This is a genomic window from Microbulbifer guangxiensis (assembly GCF_021729075.1).
In the GTDB taxonomy this organism is placed as follows: Bacteria; Pseudomonadota; Gammaproteobacteria; order Pseudomonadales; family Cellvibrionaceae; genus Microbulbifer; species Microbulbifer guangxiensis.
Genome location: NZ_JAJSAQ010000004.1, coordinates 124,232 through 148,441, shown reverse-complemented (window position 1 = coordinate 148,441; position 24,210 = coordinate 124,232). Strand labels below are relative to the sequence as shown.

Sequence of the window (24,210 nt, the reverse complement as noted above, 5' to 3'; positions counted from 1 at the left end):
CTTTTTTGTGCCCGCTCGTTGACGGCGATGTTCAGCGGCAGCGGTAGCTGTGGCTCTCTGTCACCACGCCATGTAGTGGAATATCCCAGCTGTCGGTTGGCAGGAAGGGCGCGCACTGGAGCTGATGGGCGATGCCCAGCAGGCGCGGGCCGGCGCTTGGTAAAGTGCGCTGGATGGCGAAGGTGCGGTCGTAAAAGCCCGCCCCCATGCCCAGGCGAGCCCCGCTGGGATCAAACGCTACCAGCGGCATCAGCACGAGGTCGAGATGCTCCGGAGCACGGCTGCGCCCCCGTACCGGTTCGGGAATGTGGTAGCGGTTGCGGTAGGTCAGCGACTCGCCCCGCCACTGCACGAATCGCAGCTGTGGGTGGGGCGCATGAGGTAGTACCGGAAGGTAAAAGCGCCTGTCGGCAAAGCGCGAAACCAGGCCGCGTACATCCACTTCACCGTCCATTGGCCAGTACAGCGCGATATCCCGGGCTTTCAGCAGCGCCGGATGACTGCTCAGGCGGTTGACCACGGCCTGACTGGTGACCCGCTGTCGATTGGCGTTCAGCGCGCGACGCGCGGAACGCATACGACGGCGCAGCTGCCATTTGCCCTCAAAAGAGGAGGCAAGGCTGGCGTTGTCGGGACTTTCACTGGTGGGGTGGTTGGTTTTCGGCACGATGGGCGAGGGTTCCGCTCGCTTTGAAATCTCTCTTCCGGAGAGACTTTTCTTGAAATCAGGCACCCCGAGCGTGCGGCTGATGACGTAGCCTTGAACCGTTAAGTTCAAGGTGGTGGTCGCCGGAGTGCATTAGGCTTTCCGCTGCGTGGCGGACCTGCTCATCAACACCCACTGGAGACCTCCAGGGTAAAAGTATCGGCTCAGGACATTGTCAACTGGCCAACACCTCAGGGCTTAAGCGCAGTATAACTCTCATGCCCGTGAAAGGCTAAGGTCGCAATTCGCGGCTGAAGATGAATTTCCCGTTTGTCAAATGACGGCGGGTCAGGCTTTTTCGCTATCCATTGAGGAGAGGGCGGACTGGACCTTGTCCTGCAGGCGGTCGAGCATTTCCTGCTCCAGCGGCACGCGAGTCAATTCTGCCTTGGCCTGGATCAGCTCATGGGCGATGTTGAGCGCGGCCATGACGGCAATGCGCTCGAGGCCGATCACCGAACCGCTGGTGCGGATGCGAGTCATGCGCTCGTGCAGCAGGCGGGCGGAAGCCTCGAGCTCTGCGCGCTCGTCTTCTGCGCAGGCCACACGATACTCCTTGTCGAGAATGGAGACCGTGACAGTTTCGGATTTTGTGGCTGAGTCACCCATCAGGATTCTTGCGCTAGGCCTTTGAGGCGGTTGATCATGGCTTCGACCCGCGTGCGGGCGACTTCGTTATTTTTTATCAGGCGCTGGCGCTCGCGGTGCCAGTCTGCTTCCTGCTGGCGCAGCGCGCGGTTATCCTCGGCCAACTGCTCACAGCGGGCGATCAGCGAGTCCACGGTGCTTTCTAACGCTTGTAACTTATCCATAAATCCTGCGTTTTGTGACTGCGCCTCGGGCATCTTCTGCGGACGCCGCACTTCGTGGCGCCGGGAGGCTGAAGCGCAGCACTCCACTTTCGCATGCTACACGACAGACTGCGAGGGATTCCGCTACTATATTGCCGGCTCATGGGAGGGTCAATTGTCCCGCCAGAGCGGCCAATCACAATTTTGTGCACATTTTCCAACACTGTATGACTGCCGTGCCTCTCTCCCGGGTGGTGTTGCGGCAGAAAGACACAAGTTGCGCAAATCCTGACCAGGGTTTGCGCCGCAGCAAGTATGAGCGGTGACATGACCAGCAGCCCCAGTGAATTCGACAAACTCGCCAATGCGATACTCGCTTCCGGTGGCCACACCAGTCCCAGTGAGTTGCACGGCTTCGTGTGTGGTGTGCTGGCTGCCGGAGCGCGCCCGGATCGCCGCCGGTGGCAGGATGAGCTGGCACAGTTACTGGATCAGGATGCGGTGCCGGCAGATCTGTCGGCAGAGTTCCAGCGCATCGCTCAGGAGAGTGCGGAGCAGCTCGGTGATCGCAATTTTGATTTCCAGTTGTTGCTGGCGGAGGATGGCGGTATTGCGGAGCGCACCCTCTCACTGGGCCAGTGGTGCCAGGGATTCCTGCACGGTTTCGGTGTTGGTGCGCACCGGGGTGAACTGCCGCCGACCAGCAAAGAGGCGCTGGAAGATCTCAGCGCCGTCAGCCAGGTGGACGCCGACACGGTGAGTGAGGGCGAGGAGGCGGAACATCAGCTGTTGGAGGTGCAGGAGTTCGTCCGCGTGGCGGTGATGAATATCTTTACTGAGGCGGCCCCGCCGCCCGCCGGCGGCAGCAAGGGAGCCACGCTGCACTGATGGGTATCAGCAGGGCGGAATATGCTCGTCGCCGCGCGCGGCTGATTGCCAGTCTCCCGCGCGGCAGCCTCGCCATTGTGCCGGCAGCACGGGAGCAATTGCGCTCCCGGGACACCTACTTTCCCTTTCGCCAGGACAGCGACTTCCTCTACCTCACCGGCTTCAGGGAGCCGGAGGCTCTGCTGGTGCTGGTACCGGGCCGGGCTTCCGGTGAGGCCATTCTCTTCTGCCGGGAACGCAATGCCGAGCGGGAGCTCTGGGACGGTCCGAGACTGGGGCCGGAGCGGGCCGCTGAGGAGTGCGGACTCTGCGATGCTTTCCCCATTGGCGATCTCGATGACATCCTCCCGGGCCTGCTGGAGGGGCGCGAGCGGATTTATTTCACCCTGGGACGTTTCCCGCAGCTGGACCGCCGCCTGCAGGGTTATCTGCGGGCGATCGAGCAGGCGCCCGCCAGCGGCGTTGCGCCGGAGCTGGTGGACCTGGACCATCTGTTGCACGACTTGCGCCTCTTCAAGAGCGCGGCCGAGATCCGCCTGCTGAGTCGCGCCGCCGCGATCACAGCCGAGGCGCACCGGCGCGCCATGGCCCGCTGCCGTCCCGGCGTGTATGAATATCAGCTGGAGGCGGAGATACTCCACGTATTCGCCGACGCCGGTGCCCGTGAACCCGCCTACCCGAGCATCGTTGGCGGCGGCACAAACGCACTGGTGATGCACTACTGCAGCAACCACATGCCCCTGAAAAACGGAGACCTGGTGCTGGTGGACGCTGGCTGCGAGTATCGTGGCTACGCCGCCGATGTGACCCGCACTTTTCCCGTGAATGGCCGCTTCACCGGTGCGCAGCGCGCGCTGTACGAGGTGGTGCTGGAGGCACAGCAGGCAGCCATCGAACAGGTGCGCAGCGGCAACGACTGGGACCAGCCCCACATGGCGAGCGTCGAGGTGGTTACCCGGGGCCTGGTGGACCTTGGTCTGCTGAAGGGGGCGCCCGCTGAACTGGTCGAGTCCGGGGCCTACCGCCGCTTTTACATGCACCGCGCAGGACACTGGCTCGGGATGGATGTGCACGACGTCGGCGACTACCGGGTACACGGCCAGTGGCGGCAACTGGAGCCGGGCATGGTGATGACCATTGAGCCGGGCGTATACATTCCGGAGGATGCCGATGTGCCGGCCCAGTTCAAAGGCATCGGAATCCGGATCGAGGACGATGTTGCCTTGCTCAAGGAGGGGGCGCAGGTGCTGTCTGCCGCGGCGCCGAAGTCCGTGGCGGATATCGAACACGCCATGGGGCAGGGGGAATTCCAGGAGGCGCTCTGGTGAGTAGAGATACAGCCATAAACGACAGCCCGGTTCACCGGCGCCGGGTGGATGTCGCCATCGTCGGTGGCGGCATGGCGGGAGCCAGCCTGGCATTGATGCTGGCCCACCACTGTCCGGAACTGCGGGTGGCGCTACTGGAGCAGAAACCACTGCCCGCGGGCGGTGAACAACCGGTATTGCCCAGCTTCGACACCCGTGCCACGGCACTCGCCGCGGGCAGCCTGCAGATTTTCGAGCAGCTCGGACTCTGGTCTGAGCTCAGTGGCTACTGCGCTCCGATTCGCGAAATTCATGTCAGTGATCGCGGGTGTGGCCTGGGCGCACGTCTGTCTGCGCTGCGCGAGACGCGAGCGCAGTTTCGGGGGATTTTCGGGGCGGTGGTGGAAAACGCTGCCCTGGGACCGGTGCTCTACCGTGCGCTCGCGGAGACCCGGGTGGAAGTCCTGGCGCCAGCCGAAGTCCAGCGGGTGACCTTTGATGACAGTGGCGCGGACATGAAATGGTGTGATGGCGCCGGCAGGGCGCAGCACCTCAAGACGGCATTGTTGGTCGCCGCGGACGGGGTGGATTCGGTAATGTGCCGGCAGCTGGGTATCGAAGCGGAGCGCGTTGATTACCGTCAGCGCGCGCTGGTGGCCACGGTCGGCCTGCAGCGGGCTCACGGTGGTGTGGCCTACGAGCGCTTTACGGACAGCGGCCCCATGGCCCTGTTGCCCCTGCCGGACCGGGAGGGTGTCCACCGGGCTGCCCTGGTCTGGACCTGTGACGAAGAAGCGGCGGACGCCCTGTGTGCGCTGGAGAGTGACGCTTTCGTGGCCCGGGTGCAGAAGGCATTCGGCTGGCGCGCGGGGCGCCTGGTGCGTGCCGGTGCGGTTGCCTCCTACCGCCTCAGCCTGAGTTTGGCGCGGGAGCAGTGGCGCCGCAACCTGGTTCTGGTGGGCAACTGTGCGCATTTCCTGCACCCCGTGGCCGGGCAGGGCTTCAATCTCACCTTGCGCGACTGCGATGCGCTCGCACAGGTGCTCTCGGGGCGCGGCAGTGACCTGCTGGCGCAGAACTCTCGGGCCGCACTAGACTTGTTGGAAAGCTATGGCCGCGGGCGACAGCGGGATCAGCAGCTGACCATTGGTTTCAGTGACCGGGTGCCGGCACTGTTCGCCTCGGATAATCCGTTACTGCGGAGTTCCCGGCAGCTGGGTCTGCTGGCGATGAATGTGGTTCCCCCTCTGCGGGCGAGTTTCCTGAGCCAGGCTGCTGGTTTTGGGCTTTAATAGTCCGCACCGCAAATAGTCCGCACCGCTGCCAGAGGGTGGGAGTCGCCTGTGGAGTACCGCAGGAGCACCCAGCGGTACTCGAGCGTAAAAGTCGCGAAATGGTCAATCTATGAAGAGAAATCGCCTGGATGTTGCCATTGTTGGCGCCGGTATGGTGGGCATGGCCCAGGCCGCGCTGCTGGCAGTGCGGCATCCGCAACTCCGGGTAGCGGTGCTTGAGGCTTCGACCGGGCGTCCGTCGGTACCGGAGGATCACTACGACCCCCGGGTCGTTGCCCTGACCCGTGCCTCACAGGAGCTGCTGACCGAGGTCGGTGCCTGGGATGACATCATCGCCGCCCGCGCCTGCCCCTATACGGATATGCGGGTCTGGGATGCCGAGGGCACTGGCTCTGTCAGCTTCAGCTGCCGCGACGTACACCAGCCGAACCTCGGACATATCGTGGAAAACTGCGTGGTCTCTGCAGCACTGCGGGCGCGCATCGACGCGCTGCCCAACGTAGAGATGATCGAGGGTTTCCGGCTCGACAGCTGGTGGCGGGACTGCGGTCACTGGTACCTGCAGTCACGGCCGAAGGACGAACATCTGGTTGAAGGCCTGGATGATCGCGGTGAAGTACTGGAAACGCGACTGCTGATTGGTGCTGACGGTGCCCGGTCAAGGGTGCGGGATCTGCTGCGTATCCGCTGCAAGGATACCGACTACCACCAGACGGCGCTGGTATGTGTCGCCCGCTGTGCCGAGGGTCACCGGCATGCCGCGCGGCAGCGCTTTCTGCGCACCGGCCCACTGGCGTTCCTGCCCCTTTCCGGCCTCGGGGACGAGAATCACTGCGCGGTGGTCTGGTCGGCGGACCAGGATCTGGCGCGGGAATTGTTGATGTTGGACGACGCCGCCTTTGCCCTGAATCTCGAGAAGGCTTTCGAGAGCCGCCTCGGGCCGATCGAGTCGGTGAGCGAGCGCTTCTCATTTCCCCTGCGCAGCCGGCACGCGGAAAGCTATTACGGGCCCGGTGCCGTGCTTGTCGGCGACGCTGCACACACGATCCACCCGCTGGCGGGGCAGGGAGTGAACCTCGGCCTGCAGGATGTCCGCGTGCTCGGTGAGGAAATCCAGCGCGCCCTCAAGCGCGGGCTGGAGCCCTCGGACAGTTCTGTACTGGCCCGATACCAGCGCCGTCGTCGCGGTGACAATGAAGCGACCCTGAAGGCGATGAGCACCTTCAAGTCCCTGTTCGGCGCCGGTGAGCTCCACTGGCGTTGGCTGCGCAACACCGGCCTGAGTATGGTGGATGCCAGCCCACTGCTGAAGAAAAGGATTATCCTGCGCGCCATGGCGGTGTGAATCCGGTTCGGTGCGAAGCGCTCGGGCAATGCGCTTGTGTTTGACCGCGTCAGCCCAATATCCTCTGCAGCGTTATTCATCGAGCTTTTGACCTTCATCTGTAAAGGCCCGGACTGACTTTTGAGCGACTGGACCGCTGTCTATCAATTTCCCGTCGACAAGGATCTGAGCGAGCTGGCGCAATTCATCGCGCGCTGGCGCTTGCCCCTGCGCATTACTGAAGAGAACAATCGCCAGGTGCTGTGGGCTCCGGATGCTCGTTTCCAATCACTGCTGCAGCCGCTGCTGGAACGCTGGGAGTCCGGCGAGCTGCGCCTGGCGGATGTCCGAATGGAGCCCGTCACTGAGACGCCTGCGTCGGAACAGGTGCCGGTGACCAGTGAGCTGACACCCGGTGGAGACGAAAGCCGGGAACCGGCGGGGCACGCTCCAGCGGGCGCCGAGGTACGCGCGGATGCGGTCAGCCCGTCGGCACTGCCGAGCTGGCCGCTGCAGGCCACGCCGCTGTGTCTGTTACTGATCGCACTCTGCTTTGTCGGCTGGTTCCTGTGGCGGGAAAACCTGGTGCAGGCGCTGGTGATTTTCCCGGACCGACGCGAGGACTTCGAACTGGCCTCCTCCACGCTGGCGTGGCATTTGTCCCAGCGGGAGTACTGGCGTCTCTGGTCCCCGGCCATCGTGCATTTCTCCCCGCCCCATGCGCTCTTCAATGCCCTGGGCATCTGGATTCTGGGCCGCTCACTGGAAGCCCGCGCCGGCACCGTGGCGCTGGCCTTGCTGGTGTTGGTCACGGCGGTGGTTTCCAACCTGGCCCAGTATCTCTGGTCTCCCGGGATTGTCTTCGGCGGCATGTCCGGCGTGGTCTATGGCCTGGTGGGCGCGGTACTGGTGTTACAGCGGATGGCGCCCGGCTGGCGCGATGTGCCACCGGGTATCGTGACACTGGCGGTTGGCTGGCTACTGGTCTGTGCGACCGGGCTGGTGACACTGGTGCTCGGTGTCGGTGTTGCCAACGCAGCCCATGTGGGTGGTTTCATCAGCGGCCTGCTGCTGGCATTGCTGTACTGCCTGCTGGGGGGTGACCGAAAGTTTTTGCCGGAAGGGGGCGCGGCTGAGAGACCATGACACTGCTGATTGTCTACGTCATGATTGCGCTGGGTTTTTCCTTCCTGTGCTCCATCGCCGAGTCGGTCATCCTGAGCGTGACCAAACCCTATATCAGCCTGCTCGAGCGTGAGGAGCATCGCGCGGGGCCCCTGCTGCGTCGTCTCAAGGATGATATCAATGCCCCCCTGGCGGCGATCCTCACGCTCAATACCGTAGCTCATACCGTGGGCGCGGCGGGTGCAGGGGCGCAGGCGGCGGCGGTGTTCGGCAACCAGTACCTGGGGGTTATCTCCGCCATCCTTACGCTGCTGATCCTGATTTTCTCGGAGATCATCCCCAAGACCCTGGGGGCCGTCTACTGGCGGCAACTGGCGCCAATCACTGCATACACCGTGCAATTCATGGTGTGGGTGCTTTATCCATTCGTGAAGATGTCCGAGTGGCTGACCCGCGGGCTGTCCCACGGCCCGACCCTGACCGGCTTCAGCCGCGAGGAGTTTGCCGTGATGGCGGAGCTCGGTGAGGCGGAAGGGCAGCTGGAGCGACGCGAATCCAACATCCTGCGCAATCTCTTTTTTACCCTGCGGGACCATTCGGTGCGGGAAGTGATGACGCCACGCACGGTGGTCTATTCACTTTCACAGGATGCCACGGTGGGTGAGGCATATGAGGAAGTCGAGAAAAGCCGCTTTTCCCGCATCCCGGTCTACGAGCGCAGCGATCCAGATTGTGTGGTGGGATTTGTTCTCAAGCAGGAACTGTTGCTGGCTTATGCCAAAGGCAGTATCGACGAGAAGCTGTCCCAGTTTCGTCGTGACATGTTGATGCTGCCGGAGACTGCCACTATCTACCAGGCCTTCCAGAAAATGCTCTCGCGGCGGGTGCAGATCAGCGCGGTGCTGGACGAGTATGGCAGCCTTGAGGGGCTGGTGACCCTGGAGGATCTGCTCGAAACCCTGCTCGGCGAGGAAATTGTGGATGAGGCGGACAAGACGCCGGACCGGCAATTGCTTGCCCGCCGGCTCTGGCGCTGGCGTTCCAAGCGCTACGGATTAAAAGTGGACGAATCGGCAAAACAGGAGGATGATCCCGATGAGGACGAAGACGAGCGTCCGCAGTGAGCTCACGGGAACTTCTGCCGTTCCGATCGTGTCCACTGACTTATGACATAGCCGGTCGCATTTTCAACCGGCTCCGTGCCGGCGGGCTTCCCGCAAGTCCCCGGGCACGATAGCACCAACCATTCATCGGTATTTTCGCTGTGCGCAAAAACCTGCTGTTCATTCTGCTCCAGTCTGTGCTGCTGTGCTCGGCCGTACTGGCGGAGCCGCCGGCGCAGCAGGATGAACGCCTGCAGGAGACTGGCGGGCAGCTCGAGGTTTCCACTGCACATCTGCTCGATACCATCGACGGTGATACGGATGGTGTCCCGCCGCGGCGTGTAGCCCTCACTCTTGAAAATTCCGCCCCTGCGATTGCAAAGCCATTCAGTGCAGTTGCCCTGCCCGTCTCCCCGCTGCACGGTGAACATGCCATTCGCGCACCCCCGTTCCAGGCCTGACTCTCCTTTCCCCTATTCCAGCGGGTCGCGACTTTTCTGGTCGCAGGTTGGCTCGCTACTGAATTTCAACGGCTGCCGCTGAGCGATGGCCGAACAGAAGAGTTATTGCCATGAAAAATTTAGATGTGTCGCAATTACAGCAAGTGGACAGGCTGGTCTTTCCCGACGACTTCTGTGAGCTTTCACTGGATTCCCCCGCCCTCGAGTTTATTTCAGACTTCAGGGAGCATTCCGCTGCAGTGCTGGTTCCATCCATGTCCGCACTGAACGCCGCGCTGGTAATGCGGGTTGGCCATCGCAACACCATGCTTGTCGTCGACGGCAGGGGCGAGCTGGCCGGTTTATTGGGGGTCGAGGATGTTTCGCACCAGCGGCTGATGCAATGGGTGGCGTCGGGGGTGTCGCGGCAGGAGCTAACGGTCGGGGACCTGATGCGCCCGCGCCGCCTGCTCAAGTCCTTTTCCTACGCACAAGTGGAGTGCAGCACCATCGGTGAGGTGCTGGCAGCCATGCGCCGGGATGGCGAGCGGGATTGCCTGGTGGTGGATACGTCAAACCACCAGGTGCGGGGGCTGATCAGCGCCGGGGAGGTCGGGCTGCGCCTGCATGCAGATATTCGCATCGATGATGTGCCCAATGTGGCCGAGCTGATGCGAAGCCTTTCGCTGGTGCATTGATCCGGTCTGGATAGCCAACCGAGAGTCAGGATGCCGGGTCGACAGTGCCTCCAAGGCTGCTGTTGACCCGGAACCAGCCGGTGACACTGTAGCGTGCCCGCTGCACCGGTAATACCTCGTGGGGAAATTCCTCGCTGAGGAAGATCACCATCTGTCCGAAGCGGGGCGTCACCCGCAACAGAGGCTCCTCGGCATCGGGATCCCCATGCAGGACTGACGGATAGATTGCCAGCTCGCCGCCATCCCGTGGCTGCCAGTTGGGTGTCAGGTACAGGACGGTACTGAGCACCCGGTTGGTGCTGCCATGGAAGGCATCCAGGTGCTTCTTGTAACACGTCCCGCGTTGGTAGTAGGCGTAATGGCACTCGTAGTCGAACAGGCCGAGGATGAGGTGCCGGTTCAGCCCGAGGCGCAGTGTCTCCATCCAGTTCAGGTACGCCGAGACATAGGGATTGTCCCGATCCAGCCAGAAGATCCGGTCACTGCGGATGCTGCGGTCCAGCTGGTGTTCATCCTCGCGACCGATCCCCGCCCGCTTGAAGTGATCATCGTCGATGGAGCGAAAGTGCCGCAGCATGCCGCCCAGCAGTGACGGAGGCAGGGGGGCGTGCAGGACAATGTAGCCATCCCGGCGCAGTGCATCGGCGATATTTTCCAGTACCGGCTCCTCGATCGAGGGCCGGGGAGGGGCCAGGTTCAGGCTTGTGTTCAACGAGGGGCTCCGGGGCAGGTCTGGCGGCCTGGAGTGGCCGCGCTCGTGGCGCCTTATATACTGAAAGTACCCGCTGGCAAAGCCTTTTCTCATCCCCCCTTTGAGGCGCCAAGGACTTTTGTCGGTGATCGTCAGCCGGGGCAGGTTTTCATCCCGGCGCCTGCTAGGCTTGCAGAATATTGGCATCTGGTAAGGCCTGTTGCCGCGCCGTTAGAATACGCGGCTTTATTTATCACTGGATTTGAGAACAAAAGATGGGAAACAGAACGCCTCTGTATGACACGCATGTCGCCATGGGCGGCAAAATGGTTGACTTTGGTGGTTGGGACATGCCCCTGAACTACGGTTCCCAGCTGGAAGAGCACAACAAGGTGCGCACCGCCGCTGGCATGTTCGACGTCTCCCATATGACCGTGGTCGATATCGATGGCGATGGGGCCAGGGACTACCTGCGCTACCTGCTGGCCAACGACGTGGCGAAGCTGGATGGCAAGCCCGGCAAGGCGCTCTACACCGGTATGCTGAATGAGCGCGGTGGCGTCATCGACGACCTGATCGTCTACTTCCGCGATCCGGGCTACCGGGTAGTGGTGAACTGCGCCACCCGCGAGAAGGACCTGGCATGGATGGAGCAGCAGGCCCAGAATTTTTCTGTGACCCTCACCGAGCGTCCGACCCTGGCGATGGTGGCGGTGCAGGGCCCCGAGGCACTGGAAAAGGCCAAGGCGGTGCTCGGCATCGAATGGACCGCGATCATCGACGACCTGAAGATCTTCGAGAGTGTGGCCCGCGGTGACTGGTTCGTTGCGCGCACCGGTTACACCGGTGAGGACGGCCTGGAAATCATGCTGGCGGCCGAGGATGCGCCCGGTTTCTGGCAGGCACTGGCGGATGCCGGTGTTGCTCCCTGCGGTCTTGGCGCCCGTGACACCCTGCGCCTTGAGGCTGGGATGAACCTGTACGGCCACGAGATGGACGATGACACCTCGCCGCTGGCGGCCAACATGGGGTGGACCATCGCCTGGCAGCCCGAAGAGCGCGATTTCATCGGCCGCAAGCCGCTGGAACAGGAAAAGGCGGCCGGGCCGAAAGAGAAGCTGGTGGGGCTGGTGCTGGAAGAGCGCGGTGTACTGCGCGCGGGCCAGCCGGTTGTGGTGGACGGTACCGAGGAGCGCGGTATTATCACCAGCGGAACCTTCTCCCCCACCCTGGGCTACTCTATTGCCCTGGCGCGGGTACCGGTGACGGTGGGCGACAGCGCCCAGGTGGAAATCCGCAAGAAATTGATGCCGGTGAAGGTGGTCAAGCCCTGCTTCGTCCGCAACGGCAAATCCGTAATTTAATGCCGCTGTAGCCGGGGTTCTTTCCGGATGGCCGCAGAGTGCGGCTGTCAGCCCCGGCGGCGGGCAAGCCAATTCAAGAGCTTAATCGAGGGAACACAGAATGAGCGAGATTCGCAGCGAACTGAAGTATCTGTCCAGCCACGAGTGGGCACGGCTGGAGGAGGACGGCACCGTCACCGTCGGAATCAGTGACCACGCCCAGGATGCCCTGGGAGATGTTGTCTATGTGGAGCTGCCGGAAGTGGGCACTACCCTGGCAGCGGGCGACGAAGCCGGTGTGGTCGAGTCGGTCAAGGCGGCCAGCGATATCTACTCGCCGGTTTCCGGTGAGGTGGTTGCGATCAATGAGGATCTCGAGGATGCCCCGGAGACCGTCAATGGCTCCCCTTACGACGATGGCTGGTTCTTCCGTGTGAAACCGAGCGATGTCAGCGAGCTGGACAACATGCTCGACGCCGATGCCTATCGCGAGGAAGCGGAGGACTGATCGCTGCTGCGATCACGGCCTGACTGAGATTCAGTCGGGAGTAAAAAGCCGCCTGGGTGATCCCCACGCGGCTTTTTTTCGTCTTGTGCTTTTGTTCTTACCCGGCCAGTGACTACATGGGTTGCAGCAGGGATTTCAGCCCCACTCGCTTGAGGTAGCTGCTCAGGGTCTCCTCGATCTGCTCCGGGCACTGCAGGTTGAGGCACTGGCGGAGCAGCTGGTCCAGGTCGGACTTGGTGACGGCCCGCAGGGCGGCTTTGACCCGCGGCAGGTTGGTGGCGTTCATGGACAACACGTCATAACCCATGGCCACCAGCAGCAGGGCGCCGCCGGGATCACCGGCGAGTTCACCGCAGATACCGACCTTGGTGTCTGCATCGTGACTGGCATCCACCACATGGTGCAGTGCCCGCAGGACTGCCGGGTGCAGGGCGTGGTAGATGTTGGCGACACGGCTGTTGTTGCGGTCCACGGCCAGCAGGTACTGGGTCAGGTCATTGCTGCCCACCGACATGAAATCGGCGCGCTCGGCCAGTTCCCGGGCCTGATAGACCGCGGAGGGAACCTCGATCATGATGCCGAGTGGTGGCATGGCGATGTCATAGCCCTCATCCACCAGTTCCCGGTAGGCGCGCTCCACCAGTTTGCGTGCCGCCTCCAGCTCGCCGAGGCCGCTGACCATCGGCAGCATGATGCGCAGGTTATCCAGGCCGAGACTGGCCTTCATCATGGCGCGCACCTGGCCCAGAAAGATTTCCGGATGGTCGAGGGTGACGCGGATACCGCGCCAGCCCAGGAAGGGATTGGTCTCCTCGATGGGGAAGTAGGTCAGTGCCTTGTCGCCGCCGATATCCAGGGTGCGCATGGTCACCGGCCGCGGTGCGAAGGCCTGCAGTTGCTCGCGGTAGATCTCCCGCTGCTCCTCTTCCGAGGGGAAGCGGTCCCGCAGCAGGAAGGGGACCTCGGTGCGGTAGAGCCCGACCCCCTCGGCGCCGCGCTCCAGCGAGCGCACCACATCCGCCATCAGGCCGGTGTTGACCCACAGGCGTACCCGGTGGCCGTCAGCGGTTTCGCCCGGCAGGCCGGCCAGGTGGTCCAGGTGACGGGCAATTTCCCGCTCCTCCTCGACAATGCTGTCATAGCGGCGCCGCAGTTCGGTAGACGGGTGCACATAGAGTTCACCGCGATAGCCATCCACCACCAGTTCGGCGCCGTCGATCCGTTCGAACGGTAGTTCCTGCGCGCCCATCACGGCGGGCAGGCCCATGGCGCGGGCGATGATCGCCACGTGGCTGTTGGCCGAGCCCTTGATGGATACGAGGCCAATGAGTTTCTCCCGCGGGACATCGGCCAGCGCCGCGGCGGTGAGCTCTTCGCCGATCAGGATGGCGTTGTCCGGGTAGTCCCGCTGGCTCTGTTGCTGCTGGCGCAGGTGCATCAGTACGCGGGCCCCGAGGTCGCGCACATCGGCGGCGCGGTCGCGGAAATAGGAATCGGACATGGCCTCGAAGCGTCGTACATGCTCCAGCATCACCTCCGCCCAGGCGCGGCTGGCACTCAGTTGCTGGCCGCGGATGCGGTCGCAGACTTCCACCGCCAGGGAACTGTCGTCGAGCATGCTGATATAGGCATCGAACAGTGCCCGCTCCTCCCGGTTGAGCTCGTCCTTCAGTCGCTCGCCCACGGCCCGGATCTCTTCCCGGGCAGCCACCAGGGCCTGGTGGAAAAGTGCCAGCTCCGCTTCCACATCCATACAGCAGCTGTAGGGCACGGTGGACAGGCTCGCCGGCGGCGCCACGATATGGGCACAGCCGATGGCGACACCCGGGGAGGCGGCAATACCGTCAAACTTGGCCTCGCGGCGCTGCTGGCCGATGGTAGCCAGGGCACCGGTGGCCTCGGCATGGGCAATGACGCCCGCCAGTTGTGCTGACAGGGTGACAAGGAAGGCTTCCTCCCCCTCATCGAAGCGGCGTTGCTCCGCCTGTTGCACGACCAGTACGCCGAGCACATTGCGATGGTGGATGATGGGGGTGCCCAGGAAAGCGCTGAAACGCTCCTCACCAGTGGCAGGAAAATACTGGTAGGCCGGGTGGGCTTCGGCCCGCTCCAGGTTGATGGGCTCCTCGCGAGTGACCACGTTACCCACCAGACCCTCGCCGGGTTCCAGGCGCACCTGGCCGACGGAGTCGGGATTGAGGCCCTCGGTGGCCATCAGCACGTAGGAGCCGGACTGCTTGTCGCGCAGGTAAACGGAACAGACGCGCGTGTCCATCACCTCCCGCACCCGGTGCACGATGATATCGAGCACTGCGGGCAGGTCACGGGCCGCGTTGACTTCCTGAACGATGCTGCGCAGTGATCCGAGCAAAGGCCTTTCCTCGCCGAGGTGCGGAGTGGGTGAAGTTCTGCGGGAACCGGGAGGTCCTGGCAGTCAGAGACATCCTCGACTGACTCAGAGGTTTCCTAGTCCTGTTCCCGCTCCCAGCGCTTTTCCAATTGTATTTGCTGTGGAGCCAGCTCTGTCAGCGCGCGGCGATACACCTCGCGCTTGAAGGTCACCACCTTTGTCAGCGGGTGCCAGTAGCTCACCCAGCGCCAGTGGTCGAATTCGGGTTTGTAGCCGTTGTTGAAGCTGATGGAACTCTCCGGCGCCTGCAACTGCAGCAGGAACCACTTCTGCTTCTGCCCGATACAGAGCGGCTCGGAACGGCGGCGAACCAACCGTTGCGGCAGCCGGTAGCGCAGCCAGCCGCGCGTGCAGGCGATGAGGCTGACCTGATCCCGGGTGAGGCCGATCTCCTCGTAGAGCTCCCGGTAGAGCGCCTGCTCCGCACTTTCGCCCGGATTGATGCCGCCCTGGGGAAACTGCCAGGCGTCCTTGCCGCCGACCCGTCTCGCCCACAGCGCCTGGCCGCGGTCATTCAACACGATGATGCCGACATTGGGGCGGAAACCCTCGGCATCGATGTTGCTGCTGTTTTCGGCGCCGCGCCCGCGATGCTTGCGCCCGCCGTTACTGGCGGGGGCATCGTTTCGGTTCGACTGCCTGGCGGACCTGCGGCGGTTCTTGCGTCCGGCGGATGCCGGCTTGCCGTCGCTCAAAATTCTGTCCTCGATAGCTCTTTCGCGCAGCCTTCAGCTGCGCATACTTGCTCAGCATTGTTCCACAGCGACGGTATTACGGCAATTCGCGCAGGCGTCACTGTGAACACTGGCGGGGAAAGGTAAAATGGCCGCGACCAGGGGGGGAGCTGTCGGCGGCAAAAGCCACCTCTGGCACCTATAGTTATTGGGGGATACCGTAGTGCGACTGGCAATTTTTGACCTGGATAACACCCTGATCGGAGGCGACAGTGACCACGCCTGGGGCGAGTTTCTCGTTCGGCATGAGCATGTGGACAGTGAGCGCTACCGCTCTGCCAACGACCGCTTTTACCGGGATTACCAGCGCGGTGAACTGGATATTTTCGCCTATCTGGAATTTGCCCTGGAGCCCCTGGCACAACTCAGCCGCGGGCAGCTCAACAACCTCCACCGCGCGTTCATGCAGGAGGTGGTGAATGAAATCTGGTTGCCGCGCGCAGAAGAGTTAATCAGTCGGCATCGCAGCCAGGGCCACCATATTATGATCATCACCGCCACCAACCGGTTTGTGGTGGAGCCGATTGCCGAGCGCTTGCGGGTGGACAGCCTGCTCGCAACGGAACCCGAGGAAATCGAGGGCCGCTTTACTGGTCGGGTGGTTGGCGAACCCTGCTATCAGGGGGGCAAGGTGGTGCGGCTGCATCAGTGGCTCGCCCATAACCCGGAGTTCGCGGGCGATGAAAAGTGGTTTTACAGCGACTCCATCAACGACCTGCCTCTGTTACAGGAAGTCGACCACCCGGTGGCGGTGGACCCCTGCCCGCGATTGCGGGCAGAGGCCGAGAAGCGGGGCTGGCCGGTGATCAGCCTGCGCGATGAGGCATGAGTGTCCGCGGCTGCGTGTTGCGGCGGATGATATTGAGTTGGACAGGGGAAACGAGTGACAAGAGCGATGATTGAGCGGGCCCGCGGTGTGCTGTTGCTGGTCACACTGGCAATGCTGGGGGCTTGCGATGGCAAACGGGCGAGCGAGGAAGTGCCGCCGGCAGCGGAGCAACCACAAGTGGTGGAAGCGGTGGACCCACAGGCAGCCGAGTCTCTCTCTCGTGCCGTCTGGGAAGCCGGTCTTGCCCAGGTCACCGACGTGCAGGCTGCCATCGAGGCCCTCAACCGCGCCCTGGCCGGACTATTGGACAAACCGTCCGAGGATCATCTGGAGGCGGCAAAGCTGGCCTGGCTGGATGCCCACCGCGAATTTGCCGCCGCGCTGCCCTATATCCGGCTGGCGTTCGCACCGGCGCCGCTTCGTGAGCAGGGGCGCGAGCTACTGCTGACCGTCGACAGCTGGCCCGCACAGCCGGGCTACCTGGATACCGTACCCGGTTATTCCGACAGCGGCATCGTCAATGACACGGCGGTGGAACTGACCCTTGCCAATCTTCGCCGTCAGCACCGGCTCACCGCCCATGAGGAGGCGAGCACCGGTTTCCACGCGCTGGAGGTGATGCTCTGGGGGCCCACCAGTGAGCGGGTGGCGGACGACTTCATCGCGGTAAGCACCGGGGAAAAGCCCGAGGCACTGGCGACCAATCGGCGTCGCCAGTTGACCCGGCTGATGGGAGAGGCACTGGGAGAGGATTTCAACCGGCTGGCAAAGCGCCTGGCCTATGGGGCCAATGACCTGTCGCAGCCGTTCCTGGCGCTGGAACCTGTTGCCCGTCTGCAGCAGATCCGGGCCATCCATACCCAGGTGATCGACGAGGAATTATTGCGCCGGTTGCCCGAGAGCTCGGAAAGTGACGTGGAGAGCAGTCGGGCAGCGGACTCCAAACAGGCCATCCTGGCCACGTTGCGCACCCTGCAGGCGAACTGGCTGCCGGCCAGCGGTGCCGGCCTGGCGGAACTGCTACTGGATCGCAACCAGCAGCAGGCGCTGGCTGAGCACTTTGTCGCCCTGGAAGAACTGCTGCTTGGGATGGAAGATCCCGTAGAGCTGGCGGAACTGGACCAGCTGGCCCGCGGGCGGCAGCTGATGGAGGCGCTGGCGGGCCTGATGAGTGGCACGGTGGATGTACCGGCGGCTGATGAAGACATGACGCCGGTCTCCCTGCAGGGGCAATAAGCCGCCGACGAGAAATCGTTAAGGTGCAAACAGAAACGACGAACCCCGGCAATTGCCGGGGTTCGTGTTTGGGGGCCGGTCCCTGTGGGCCGGCGCCGGTGTTACCAGCTACGTACGGGGCCGGTGTCGACGTGTACGAAGCCGCTCTTCGGGTAGTGACCTACACCGCCTGCTCGCAAAGCCTTCGCGGCATTTTTCAGTCGCGTGGTGCTGATGCCCGGCATGCGGATGTCCAGGGCCATGCCGCGAGTGTGGTAGCTGCGGCGGGCCACACCGCGGCCAGCGGCACGCAGCTTGGCGTTGGTCTTGGCTGAACGGTAGCCGGAGATAATCTCCACCTCACCATTAAAGTTCAGCTTTTCCTTCAGCTTGTACACGATGTCGAACAGCTTCGGGTCCATACGCGTGACTTCGTTGGCACGGTGGTCCCGCAGCAGTCGGTTGAACTGCTTCAGTCCAGCGCTGTCATAGTCGCCATTAGACCAGTAAGTGGTGTTCAGGCGCTCGCCAGTGTGCAGGTTGCGCATTTTCAGGGTGCGCGCGTTGCCCACTTTTGCGAAAGTCGGGCCGGCGGCGACGGTTGCTGCTGCTGCACCAGTCACAGCCAGGAATCGACGTCTGGAAAGCTTCTTCATATCCTGTTTCATACCCTAATCTCCGCCTCTCAAATCTCTTCGTGGCAAGCCCGCTTCGGCGTCTTTGGTTGCCTTCGGGCTCGGGAAGTAATGTACAAAAAATAACCATTGGTTACAAATCGTACAGCCCTGATGAGGAATTGATCGAAGGGGAAACTTGGAATTTTTTCCTTTTGGGCTAAGGGAAACTGACCTTAACCCTGCTCCATGGTCGAATGCAGGCCCATTTTCCGCGACAACGTTGTCATTTAGGGCATTTGTGCTGAAATTTCATTTTTTTGCGACTGCCGGGTTCTGTTTTGGCCGGAAAGGGCTGAATCGGCCTGCGGCGCCCGTGATCCGGGCGCCTGGCGGGGTATGACGGGTTATTCAGCGGCGGGCTCTTGGTCCGGGGAGGCCTCTTCAGGCTGGTCTTGCTGATAGATATCCCGGCGGAAGTGGGCGCGCCCCTTTCCGTCTACCCAGGCCGTGAGGTAGGTAATCACCAGGCGCGGTGGGTCATCCACGCGAATATTGAGGGTCTCGTTGCCCGTGGCTGCTTCAGCCACACGGGTGCGGTCCCACCCCTGTGGTCGCAGCAGTGCATAGGCGAGCTCCTCCGGTTCCTTCAGGCGGATACAGCCGTGACTGAAGGCGCGTTCGTTGTGCTCGAAAAGGCTCTGGGCCTGGGTATCGTGGAGAAAGATTGCCTGTTTGTTGGGCAGGATGAATTTTACGTGCCCGAGGGTATTACCGGGGCCGCTGATCTGTCTCAGCGTAGCCTGCCCCTCTGCGGCGCGGGACAGTGTCTCCGGGGAGATGGGACGCGTGTCCCTGCTGCCGTAATTGACCACACGATAGCCGCGGCGGTGCATGGCCTCGGGGTTATTGCGGGCTTTGGGCAGCAGGTCTGTGAGCAGGATGCTGCGCGGCACGGTCCAGGTGGGGTTGAACACTACGTTGGTGATGCGGCTGCGCAGGGACGGTGTGCGGGTACTGGTCTTGCCCACCACCGTTTTCATCTGGAGGGTGATACGGCCCTTTTCCACCAGCTGTAGTTCGAAGGCAGGTACATTGACCAGCAGGTAGCGTTCGCCGGTCTGGCTGGCGAGCTTTTTCCATCGGGCTGCGTTCACCTCCAGCTGGCGGGCGCGTTCGGTAGGCGGGGTGGAGAGCTGCAGCAGTGTTGTGGTATCGGCGTTGCCGGTGACCTCGAGCCCGTGGCGGCGCTGGTAGCGCTCCACCGCGCGTGCAAGGGCGCTGTCATAACGCTGTGCGTCCGGCTGGCTGTCTGGCGGTAGTGGAGCGGGAGTTCCCCGGTAATCCCCGTAGAGTCGCAGAATCTCGCGCAGCTGCGCGACGCGACGGTGCCGCTGGCCCTGGAGGAGCGGTTGACCCTGGTCCGGGGGCTGCCACCGGTCGGCCAGGCCGCGATAGCGTTCGGCTGCTGCACCCATGGCCGTTGCGATTGCAGCGGGGTCCAGCGCTTCCTTACCGGCTTCCGGGCTGGCAGCCCAGCTTCCGGTCAGGGAGCCGATGGAGAGTGCGATACCTGCCGCCAGCCGTTGCCAGCGGCGCCGCTTGGCAACCATGACTCACCCCGACTGACTCTGTTCAGAAGCCGCGCTGCCCCCGTCGGCACTCTCGTTCTTCTTGCCGTCCCGATCATAGATGTCGGGGCGAAACTGCAGCAGACCGTCCTCATCAACCCACGCCGTCCAGTAAGCGATATAGACGGGCAACGGGGTTTTCAGGGTCACGGCACGGGTTCGGGCGGTGTTGAGATACTTTTCCGCCCGGGCCGGTTCCCAGTTGTTCTGCTCCAGCAGCATCATGCGGGCAAACTCCAGCGGTTTCTCCAGCCGGATACAGCCGTGACTGAAGGCGCGCTGTGGGCGCTTGAACAGATGCTTGCTGTTGGTGTCGTGGAGGAAGATGGCTTCCCGATTGGGAATAATGAATTTGACCCGGCCGAGGGCATTCTCCGGCCCGCCTTTCTGGTGCAGGCTGACCTTGCCGCGGCGGATGCCGGCGATATTACCGGCGGTAAAAGGCACCGCGCGGCCGCTGTGGCTGACCAGCTTGAAGCCCCTCGCCCGCAACGCGGCGCTGCCCTTGGGCAGTAATTCACGCAGGGCGATACTGGGCGGTACCCGCCATACCGGATTGAAGACTACCCGGGTCATGCGGGTGGTGAGTTGCGGCGTGGCGTGCTCCGGCTTGCCGACCACGACTCTCATCCGGTACTGCTCGCGACCGTTCTCCATCAGCCGCAGGCTGAAATCCGGGATGTTGACCAGGATGTGGCGTTCTCCCGGTTCCCGCGGCATTTGTTGCAGTCGCTCGAGATTGGCAGCCAGGGTGTGGGCACGCTCGGCGGGGGGCACATTCAGCCTTGCGCGGGTGCGGTCGTCCACCAGTCCGTCCTCCCGCAGGCCATGGCGACGCTGGAAGCGGCGCACTGCAGCCTGGAGATCGGGGTCGTACTCATCAGCACGCCGGCTATCACGGCCAGTCTGGTCATCCACCACCAGGTCGCCATACAGCATCATCAGGCTGCGCAGTTGCCGAACCCGGGGCTCCTGAGCTCCCGGCGCGATGGCCTGTCCCCCGGGCAAAGGCTGCCACTGGTCGTCTTCTGCCAGTGCCCGGTAGCGAGCCAGTTCCTCGCGCATCAACGCATGCTGGCGACCGTAAGGGGTAAATGGGTCAGTGTCAGCGAGCAGCCGATCGATGCCGGATTGGGAATCTGGCACAGGGCTGGCGATGGTGGATTCTGCGCCCAGGCAGAGCACCAGGGCCAGTGCCAGGGCGCTGCAGTGCGGAGGTTGCGCGTGCAAATGTCTGAGGGAATTGCCAACACCCATAACTTACCCCTGTGAGTCGGAAAGCGTCAGGCGGACGGATTGCCGTGCTCACAGTGGTAATTTGTGACTGGGGTGGCCCCAAGTTTTTTCCGCTATGCCCTGCAACCGGGGGCGCGAGTGTCGGTAGGAGAGATGCCGGGGTGACCCTTTCGGGTCAACCCGGCATGGGCTTCAGAACTGGTTGGCGGCCAGTCCGTCCTTGCCATAGATGTCCGGACGGAAGTGGAGGCGACCCTGGCCATCCACCCAGGAAGTCCAGTAGGTGATGTACACCTTCACGTTTTCCTTGAGCCGGACCTCAGTGGTCTCGTCGCCGACAGTCAGCTGGTCGATGCGCCACTGATCCCAGTCGCCCTCGGGGCCGAGCAGCGCCTCGGCCAGGTGGCGGGGGTTCTCCAGGCGAATACATCCATGGCTGTAGGCCCGCTCGGTCAGCGAGAACAGGCTGCGGGCCCGGGTGTCGTGCAGGTAGATTTCATCGGTATTGGGGATCTCGAACTTCACCCGACCGAGAATATTCTCCTCGCCGCCAAGCTGGCGCATCAGGAAGGATCCCTGGCCGGCGGCGGAGAGGTTCTGTGGGGTCAATGGCAGGTGGTCGCCACTGCCGTTGACAACCCGGTATCCCATGCGTTGCATGCCGCCGGGGTTGGCCCGCGCCTTGGGCAGGATCTCCTTGACCAGGATGCTGCGGGGCACGGTCCAGGTGGGATTGAACACCACCCGGCTGACGCGGGTATTGATTTCCGGCGTGGCGTGCTGGGGCTTGCCCACCACCACGTTCATGGCCAGGCGGACACGGTCATTTTCCACGTATTTCAGTCGGTAGGCCGGAATGTTGACCTGGATAAAGCGCTCACCGAGCTGGGTGGGCAGCGCCTCCCGACGGCGGATATTGTTCTCGATAATGCGGATGCGCGCCGTCGGCGACAGGTTGAGTCGCTTGCGGGTCTCGCGCCCGACGATGCCATCGGCTTTCAGACCGTGACGCTCCTGGAAGCGCAGCACCGCTTCATGCAGGCCGCGATCGAACTTGTCGCGCTCACCGCCACCGTAGCCGTAATAACCGCGGTAATCACCATAGAGAGTCAGCATGTCCCGTAGCAGCGCTACATGGGGGTGCTTGGCGCCGATGGTCATGGCCGGTCCCGGTGGCATCGGGCGCCAGCGGCCACTGGCTGCGATCTGGCGATAACGGTCCAGCTCATAGCGCAGGGCAGAGGCATCGTTACCGAAAGGGTCATTGCCCGGATAGTAGGGACCCTCGCTGTTTTCCGGCACGCGGCCGACGCTGGGCAGGCCGTTTTCGCTGCGCAGGTAGGGTTGGTAGCCGTTGCGGGGCGGCAGGCCACCAGCGGCGAAACGGGAAGTGTTGCCCCGCGTGCTGTAGCTGCTTCCGTAGGAGGAGCGCGGTACTGCACGGTAGGAGGAACGGCCGCTGGAATAATGACGCGAGCGGTCGATGCCGTCGCCGCGGTCATCGCTGTTGCTGCCGCTGGTGGCACCGCGGTTATAGCCGCGGAAGTACTGGCGTCCACTGGGGCTGGGTGAGGTCTGGCGTCCAGCCGGGTAGCTGGCCAGGCGGAAGCCGCCCTCCAGTGTGCTGACCGGGGTGATGTCACGCTTGGGGCGCATGCGGGGCTTGAGGTTATCCAGTTGCGTGTCCCGGGCGTAGGATACGAAGGCATCGGTCAGCAGTACATCCAGTACCGCCGCCATCTGCAAACGCTGCGGAGCATCGCGCAGGGTGCGGTCAAAGTGGCCCAGGTGATAGCGGTAATCCACCATGCTTTGCGTACCGGAACTGGTGGCCTTGAGTTGTTGGATCAGGTCCAGGGCGGTGTCGCTCAGCCTGTAGTTGTCGAACCACAGCAAGCGGTAGTCGGTGCGCTCATAGATGCGCCGCACTGCGGCGTGATTAAAGATGGGCTCCTGCGATGGCCAGGACTCCGGGTTGTCCACCAGCCAGCGGATCAGGTGTGGCTGTACGGCGTTGGCCGGCAGCACCGGTACCGTTTTCTGGTTGGCGCTAAAGGCATAGTAGAGGGCAAATACGCACAGGCTGCCGAGAATCAGCAGCGGAAACGGTGATTTGCGTGTGCGGCGCTCTGGGTTGAAATACGACATGGTACCTCAGCGATGCTGCAGGGCCCGTCTGCTTATCTGTTTTGATGAGTAGCCGGGCGCCAGATCGTTTATACCTTCCCAACCTGCGGCGAGCCGGTCCTGTTGTTCGTCGAATACTATCGACGGCTCGCCATTGTCATGCGTCCCGCGCGACTTTCCTTTTCGGGGCCCGGTTGGCGGCACGAAACTCAACCAAACTGACCCCGTGAAAGTAAGTATGGCAACAAATGCAAAATTTGCTTGGCACCCCATCAGCACCACCCTACGTCAGTGGGGAGACTGACCACGCAGTGCTGGTCAGGGATAGTGGCTGCGTATGGTCGGAGGGAGTCTCAGGGCGGGGAGAGCGTGAACTGGCGCACCTGGCCGGCCGGCCTGCCCGCCCGGTAGCCCTGCTCCCACAGCTGGGTGGTGCCGTCGCGGTGGACGGCGATCACGGTGCTGGCACGGGTACCATAGGGGCCCGGGGCCGCGGCGGCGATACTGCCGGGAAAATTCCCCTGTTCGATGCGCACGAAGATTGGCGACAGGGCCTTTTCCAGTTCCGGGCCTACCCCGGTATGGGGCAGCTCCTCCGGGCGGGCGGGCTCTTGGTCCCGGAGCAGCGTCAGGGCGCGGTCGACGAAGTGGTCTTCCCTGAGGTCAGCGGCCATGCCGTTGAGGAGCTCCGCCAGGGCGGTGCGTCCACGCTCAACTTTGGGCCAGGGCGCATCGGGCGCGCCGTTTGAGATGCCATGAACGCCCGGTGCGAAGCGGAAGGGCTGGTGGCGGTTGCCCGCGCAGACCAGTTCGTCCGTCGCACCCAGGCGGAACAGCAGAGTGTTGAAACCGCGATAGCGATCCCCATCGAGTGACAGGGCGAAGTCCAGCGGGCTGGATTGCCCCTGGAGGAAATCCCTGGGGATATCCCCCCGGGACAGTGGGGCCGGCGGGCTCGGGATCTGGGGCTCGCGGATGTTGGTGACTGCCGCGACCCGCCCGGGGGCGATCCCCGCCCAGGTACCGCCGCCCTCGAGGTCCCGGCCGGCCACCATGGGGGCGCCGGGCCAGGCTTGTGCCGGCTCGGTCGGGCGATGATAAAACTCATCGCGGTTGGCCAGCATCAGCAGCGGATAGTTCGGGTGGCAGTGGTAGGCGAACAGCAGCAGGCACATAGACGATCACGGTTTCCGCT

At 63.1% G+C, this 24,210-nt stretch carries 23 protein-coding genes and 1 other RNA gene; 12 read left to right on the top strand and 12 right to left on the bottom strand.

Going from position 1 to position 24,210, the window contains the following annotated elements:
• Positions 1-31: 31 nt before the first annotated feature.
• The 4 genes from LVD12_RS10220 to LVD12_RS10205 form a co-directional block, all read right to left on the bottom strand.
• On the bottom strand, positions 32-667 hold the full coding sequence (locus LVD12_RS10220; protein WP_237067610.1) for a 5-formyltetrahydrofolate cyclo-ligase: 636 nt from the start codon (positions 665-667) through the stop codon (positions 32-34).
• Between the two features lie 60 nt (positions 668-727).
• A non-coding RNA gene (gene ssrS / locus LVD12_RS10215) (6S RNA) lies at positions 728-907 on the bottom strand.
• An 87-nt stretch (positions 908-994) separates the two neighbouring features.
• Positions 995-1,315 carry a cell division protein ZapA gene (locus tag LVD12_RS10210; protein WP_237067609.1) on the bottom strand — a complete coding sequence of 107 codons (321 nt, stop codon included), beginning with the start codon at positions 1,313-1,315 and terminating at the stop codon, positions 995-997.
• The gene (locus tag LVD12_RS10205) at positions 1,315-1,518 is read right to left on the bottom strand and encodes a TIGR02449 family protein (protein ID WP_237067608.1); all 204 of its coding nucleotides are present in this window, start codon (positions 1,516-1,518) and stop codon (positions 1,315-1,317) included. The genes LVD12_RS10210 and LVD12_RS10205 overlap by 1 nt, the downstream gene beginning before the upstream one ends.
• 306 nt (positions 1,519-1,824) lie before the next feature.
• Between LVD12_RS10205 and LVD12_RS10200 the strand changes: the two genes are divergently transcribed.
• The 8 genes from LVD12_RS10200 to LVD12_RS10165 all read left to right on the top strand — a co-directional run bounded on the left by LVD12_RS10200 (position 1,825) and on the right by LVD12_RS10165 (position 9,677).
• The gene (locus LVD12_RS10200; RefSeq protein WP_237067607.1) at positions 1,825-2,385 is read left to right on the top strand and encodes a UPF0149 family protein; all 561 of its coding nucleotides are present in this window, start codon (positions 1,825-1,827) and stop codon (positions 2,383-2,385) included.
• Positions 2,385-3,713, top strand: a complete 1,329-nt coding sequence (gene pepP / locus LVD12_RS10195) for a Xaa-Pro aminopeptidase (RefSeq protein WP_237067606.1) — start codon at positions 2,385-2,387, stop codon at positions 3,711-3,713. The genes LVD12_RS10200 and pepP overlap by 1 nt, the downstream gene beginning before the upstream one ends.
• Complete coding sequence (locus LVD12_RS10190; RefSeq protein ID WP_237067605.1) at positions 3,710-4,984, top strand: FAD-dependent oxidoreductase; 1,275 nt, start codon at positions 3,710-3,712, stop codon at positions 4,982-4,984. Before pepP ends, LVD12_RS10190 begins: the two co-directional genes overlap by 4 nt.
• A gap of 112 nt (positions 4,985-5,096) precedes the next feature.
• Entirely contained in the window at positions 5,097-6,332 is a 1,236-nt protein-coding gene (locus LVD12_RS10185; RefSeq protein WP_237067604.1) for a UbiH/UbiF/VisC/COQ6 family ubiquinone biosynthesis hydroxylase, read from the top strand.
• Positions 6,333-6,452: 120 nt separating this feature from the next.
• Positions 6,453-7,457, top strand: coding sequence for a rhomboid family intramembrane serine protease (locus tag LVD12_RS10180; protein ID WP_237067603.1), 1,005 nt, complete (start codon positions 6,453-6,455; stop codon positions 7,455-7,457).
• Positions 7,454-8,560 (top strand): CNNM domain-containing protein, encoded by a 1,107-nt coding sequence (locus tag LVD12_RS10175; protein ID WP_237067602.1) that lies wholly within the window; start codon positions 7,454-7,456, stop codon positions 8,558-8,560. The genes LVD12_RS10180 and LVD12_RS10175 overlap by 4 nt, the downstream gene beginning before the upstream one ends.
• A 140-nt stretch (positions 8,561-8,700) precedes the next feature.
• Positions 8,701-9,000 (top strand): hypothetical protein, encoded by a 300-nt coding sequence (locus LVD12_RS10170; protein ID WP_237067601.1) that lies wholly within the window; start codon positions 8,701-8,703, stop codon positions 8,998-9,000.
• A 110-nt stretch (positions 9,001-9,110) separates the two neighbouring features.
• The gene (locus LVD12_RS10165; RefSeq protein ID WP_237067600.1) at positions 9,111-9,677 is read left to right on the top strand and encodes a CBS domain-containing protein; all 567 of its coding nucleotides are present in this window, start codon (positions 9,111-9,113) and stop codon (positions 9,675-9,677) included.
• Between the two features lie 25 nt (positions 9,678-9,702).
• Here LVD12_RS10165 and LVD12_RS10160 read toward each other — a convergent pair whose 3' ends face one another.
• Positions 9,703-10,389 carry a 2OG-Fe(II) oxygenase gene (locus tag LVD12_RS10160; protein ID WP_237067599.1) on the bottom strand — a complete coding sequence of 229 codons (687 nt, stop codon included), beginning with the start codon at positions 10,387-10,389 and terminating at the stop codon, positions 9,703-9,705.
• 254 nt (positions 10,390-10,643) lie between these two features.
• On the opposite strand from LVD12_RS10160, the gene gcvT reads away from it, so the two are divergent.
• Together gcvT and gcvH are read left to right on the top strand one after the other, a co-directional pair.
• A complete protein-coding gene (gene gcvT, locus LVD12_RS10155; protein ID WP_237067598.1) occupies positions 10,644-11,732 on the top strand; it encodes a glycine cleavage system aminomethyltransferase GcvT in 1,089 nt (362 codons plus the stop codon).
• A gap of 100 nt (positions 11,733-11,832) precedes the next feature.
• Positions 11,833-12,219 carry a glycine cleavage system protein GcvH gene (gene gcvH, locus LVD12_RS10150; RefSeq protein ID WP_237067597.1) on the top strand — a complete coding sequence of 129 codons (387 nt, stop codon included), beginning with the start codon at positions 11,833-11,835 and terminating at the stop codon, positions 12,217-12,219.
• Between the two features lie 112 nt (positions 12,220-12,331).
• On the opposite strand, the gene ptsP is transcribed toward gcvH, so the two are convergent.
• A complete protein-coding gene (gene ptsP / locus LVD12_RS10145) occupies positions 12,332-14,590 on the bottom strand; it encodes a phosphoenolpyruvate--protein phosphotransferase (protein ID WP_237067596.1) in 2,259 nt (752 codons plus the stop codon).
• A 95-nt stretch (positions 14,591-14,685) separates the two neighbouring features.
• Positions 14,686-15,324 (bottom strand): RNA pyrophosphohydrolase, encoded by a 639-nt coding sequence (locus LVD12_RS10140; protein ID WP_255771823.1) that lies wholly within the window; start codon positions 15,322-15,324, stop codon positions 14,686-14,688.
• Positions 15,325-15,526: 202 nt separating this feature from the next.
• Here LVD12_RS10140 and LVD12_RS10135 point away from each other — a divergent pair, with 202 nt between their 5' ends.
• Together LVD12_RS10135 and LVD12_RS10130 are read left to right on the top strand one after the other, a co-directional pair.
• On the top strand, positions 15,527-16,192 hold the full coding sequence (locus LVD12_RS10135) for a histidinol-phosphatase (protein WP_237067595.1): 666 nt from the start codon (positions 15,527-15,529) through the stop codon (positions 16,190-16,192).
• 54 nt (positions 16,193-16,246) lie between these two features.
• Positions 16,247-17,428, top strand: a complete 1,182-nt coding sequence (locus tag LVD12_RS10130) for an imelysin family protein (protein WP_369413380.1) — start codon at positions 16,247-16,249, stop codon at positions 17,426-17,428.
• A gap of 101 nt (positions 17,429-17,529) precedes the next feature.
• Here LVD12_RS10130 and mepK read toward each other — a convergent pair whose 3' ends face one another.
• The 5 genes from mepK to LVD12_RS10105 form a co-directional block, all read right to left on the bottom strand.
• The gene (gene mepK / locus LVD12_RS10125) at positions 17,530-18,075 is read right to left on the bottom strand and encodes a peptidoglycan L,D-endopeptidase MepK (protein WP_237067594.1); all 546 of its coding nucleotides are present in this window, start codon (positions 18,073-18,075) and stop codon (positions 17,530-17,532) included.
• 353 nt (positions 18,076-18,428) lie between these two features.
• Positions 18,429-19,634, bottom strand: a complete 1,206-nt coding sequence (locus LVD12_RS10120) for a L,D-transpeptidase family protein (protein ID WP_237067593.1) — start codon at positions 19,632-19,634, stop codon at positions 18,429-18,431.
• Between the two features lie 3 nt (positions 19,635-19,637).
• Positions 19,638-20,909 carry a L,D-transpeptidase family protein gene (locus LVD12_RS10115; protein ID WP_237067592.1) on the bottom strand — a complete coding sequence of 424 codons (1,272 nt, stop codon included), beginning with the start codon at positions 20,907-20,909 and terminating at the stop codon, positions 19,638-19,640.
• Positions 20,910-21,080: 171 nt separating this feature from the next.
• A complete protein-coding gene (locus LVD12_RS10110) occupies positions 21,081-23,036 on the bottom strand; it encodes a L,D-transpeptidase family protein (protein ID WP_237067591.1) in 1,956 nt (651 codons plus the stop codon).
• Positions 23,037-23,368: 332 nt separating this feature from the next.
• Positions 23,369-24,190, bottom strand: a complete 822-nt coding sequence (locus LVD12_RS10105; protein ID WP_237067590.1) for an NRDE family protein — start codon at positions 24,188-24,190, stop codon at positions 23,369-23,371.
• Between the last annotated feature and the right edge of the window lie 20 nt (positions 24,191-24,210).

What these genes read in the sequence shown, in the direction of transcription:
- LVD12_RS10120 (WP_237067593.1), bottom strand. Translation starts at nt 19,634, where the DNA reads ATGGTTGCCAAGCGGCGCCGCTGGCAACGGCTGGCGGCAGGTATCGCA.
- gcvH (WP_237067597.1), top strand. Translation starts at nt 11,833, where the DNA reads ATGAGCGAGATTCGCAGCGAACTGAAGTATCTGTCCAGCCACGAGTGG.
- LVD12_RS10115 (WP_237067592.1), bottom strand. Translation starts at nt 20,909, where the DNA reads ATGGGTGTTGGCAATTCCCTCAGACATTTGCACGCGCAACCTCCGCAC.
- LVD12_RS10175 (WP_237067602.1), top strand. Translation starts at nt 7,454, where the DNA reads ATGACACTGCTGATTGTCTACGTCATGATTGCGCTGGGTTTTTCCTTC.
- LVD12_RS10210 (WP_237067609.1), bottom strand. Translation starts at nt 1,315, where the DNA reads ATGGGTGACTCAGCCACAAAATCCGAAACTGTCACGGTCTCCATTCTC.
- LVD12_RS10185 (WP_237067604.1), top strand. Translation starts at nt 5,097, where the DNA reads ATGAAGAGAAATCGCCTGGATGTTGCCATTGTTGGCGCCGGTATGGTG.
- LVD12_RS10165 (WP_237067600.1), top strand. Translation starts at nt 9,111, where the DNA reads ATGAAAAATTTAGATGTGTCGCAATTACAGCAAGTGGACAGGCTGGTC.
- LVD12_RS10110 (WP_237067591.1), bottom strand. Translation starts at nt 23,036, where the DNA reads ATGTCGTATTTCAACCCAGAGCGCCGCACACGCAAATCACCGTTTCCG.
- LVD12_RS10105 (WP_237067590.1), bottom strand. Translation starts at nt 24,190, where the DNA reads ATGTGCCTGCTGCTGTTCGCCTACCACTGCCACCCGAACTATCCGCTG.
- mepK (WP_237067594.1), bottom strand. Translation starts at nt 18,075, where the DNA reads ATGAAACAGGATATGAAGAAGCTTTCCAGACGTCGATTCCTGGCTGTG.
- gcvT (WP_237067598.1), top strand. Translation starts at nt 10,644, where the DNA reads ATGGGAAACAGAACGCCTCTGTATGACACGCATGTCGCCATGGGCGGC.
- pepP (WP_237067606.1), top strand. Translation starts at nt 2,385, where the DNA reads ATGGGTATCAGCAGGGCGGAATATGCTCGTCGCCGCGCGCGGCTGATT.
- LVD12_RS10205 (WP_237067608.1), bottom strand. Translation starts at nt 1,518, where the DNA reads ATGGATAAGTTACAAGCGTTAGAAAGCACCGTGGACTCGCTGATCGCC.
- LVD12_RS10200 (WP_237067607.1), top strand. Translation starts at nt 1,825, where the DNA reads ATGACCAGCAGCCCCAGTGAATTCGACAAACTCGCCAATGCGATACTC.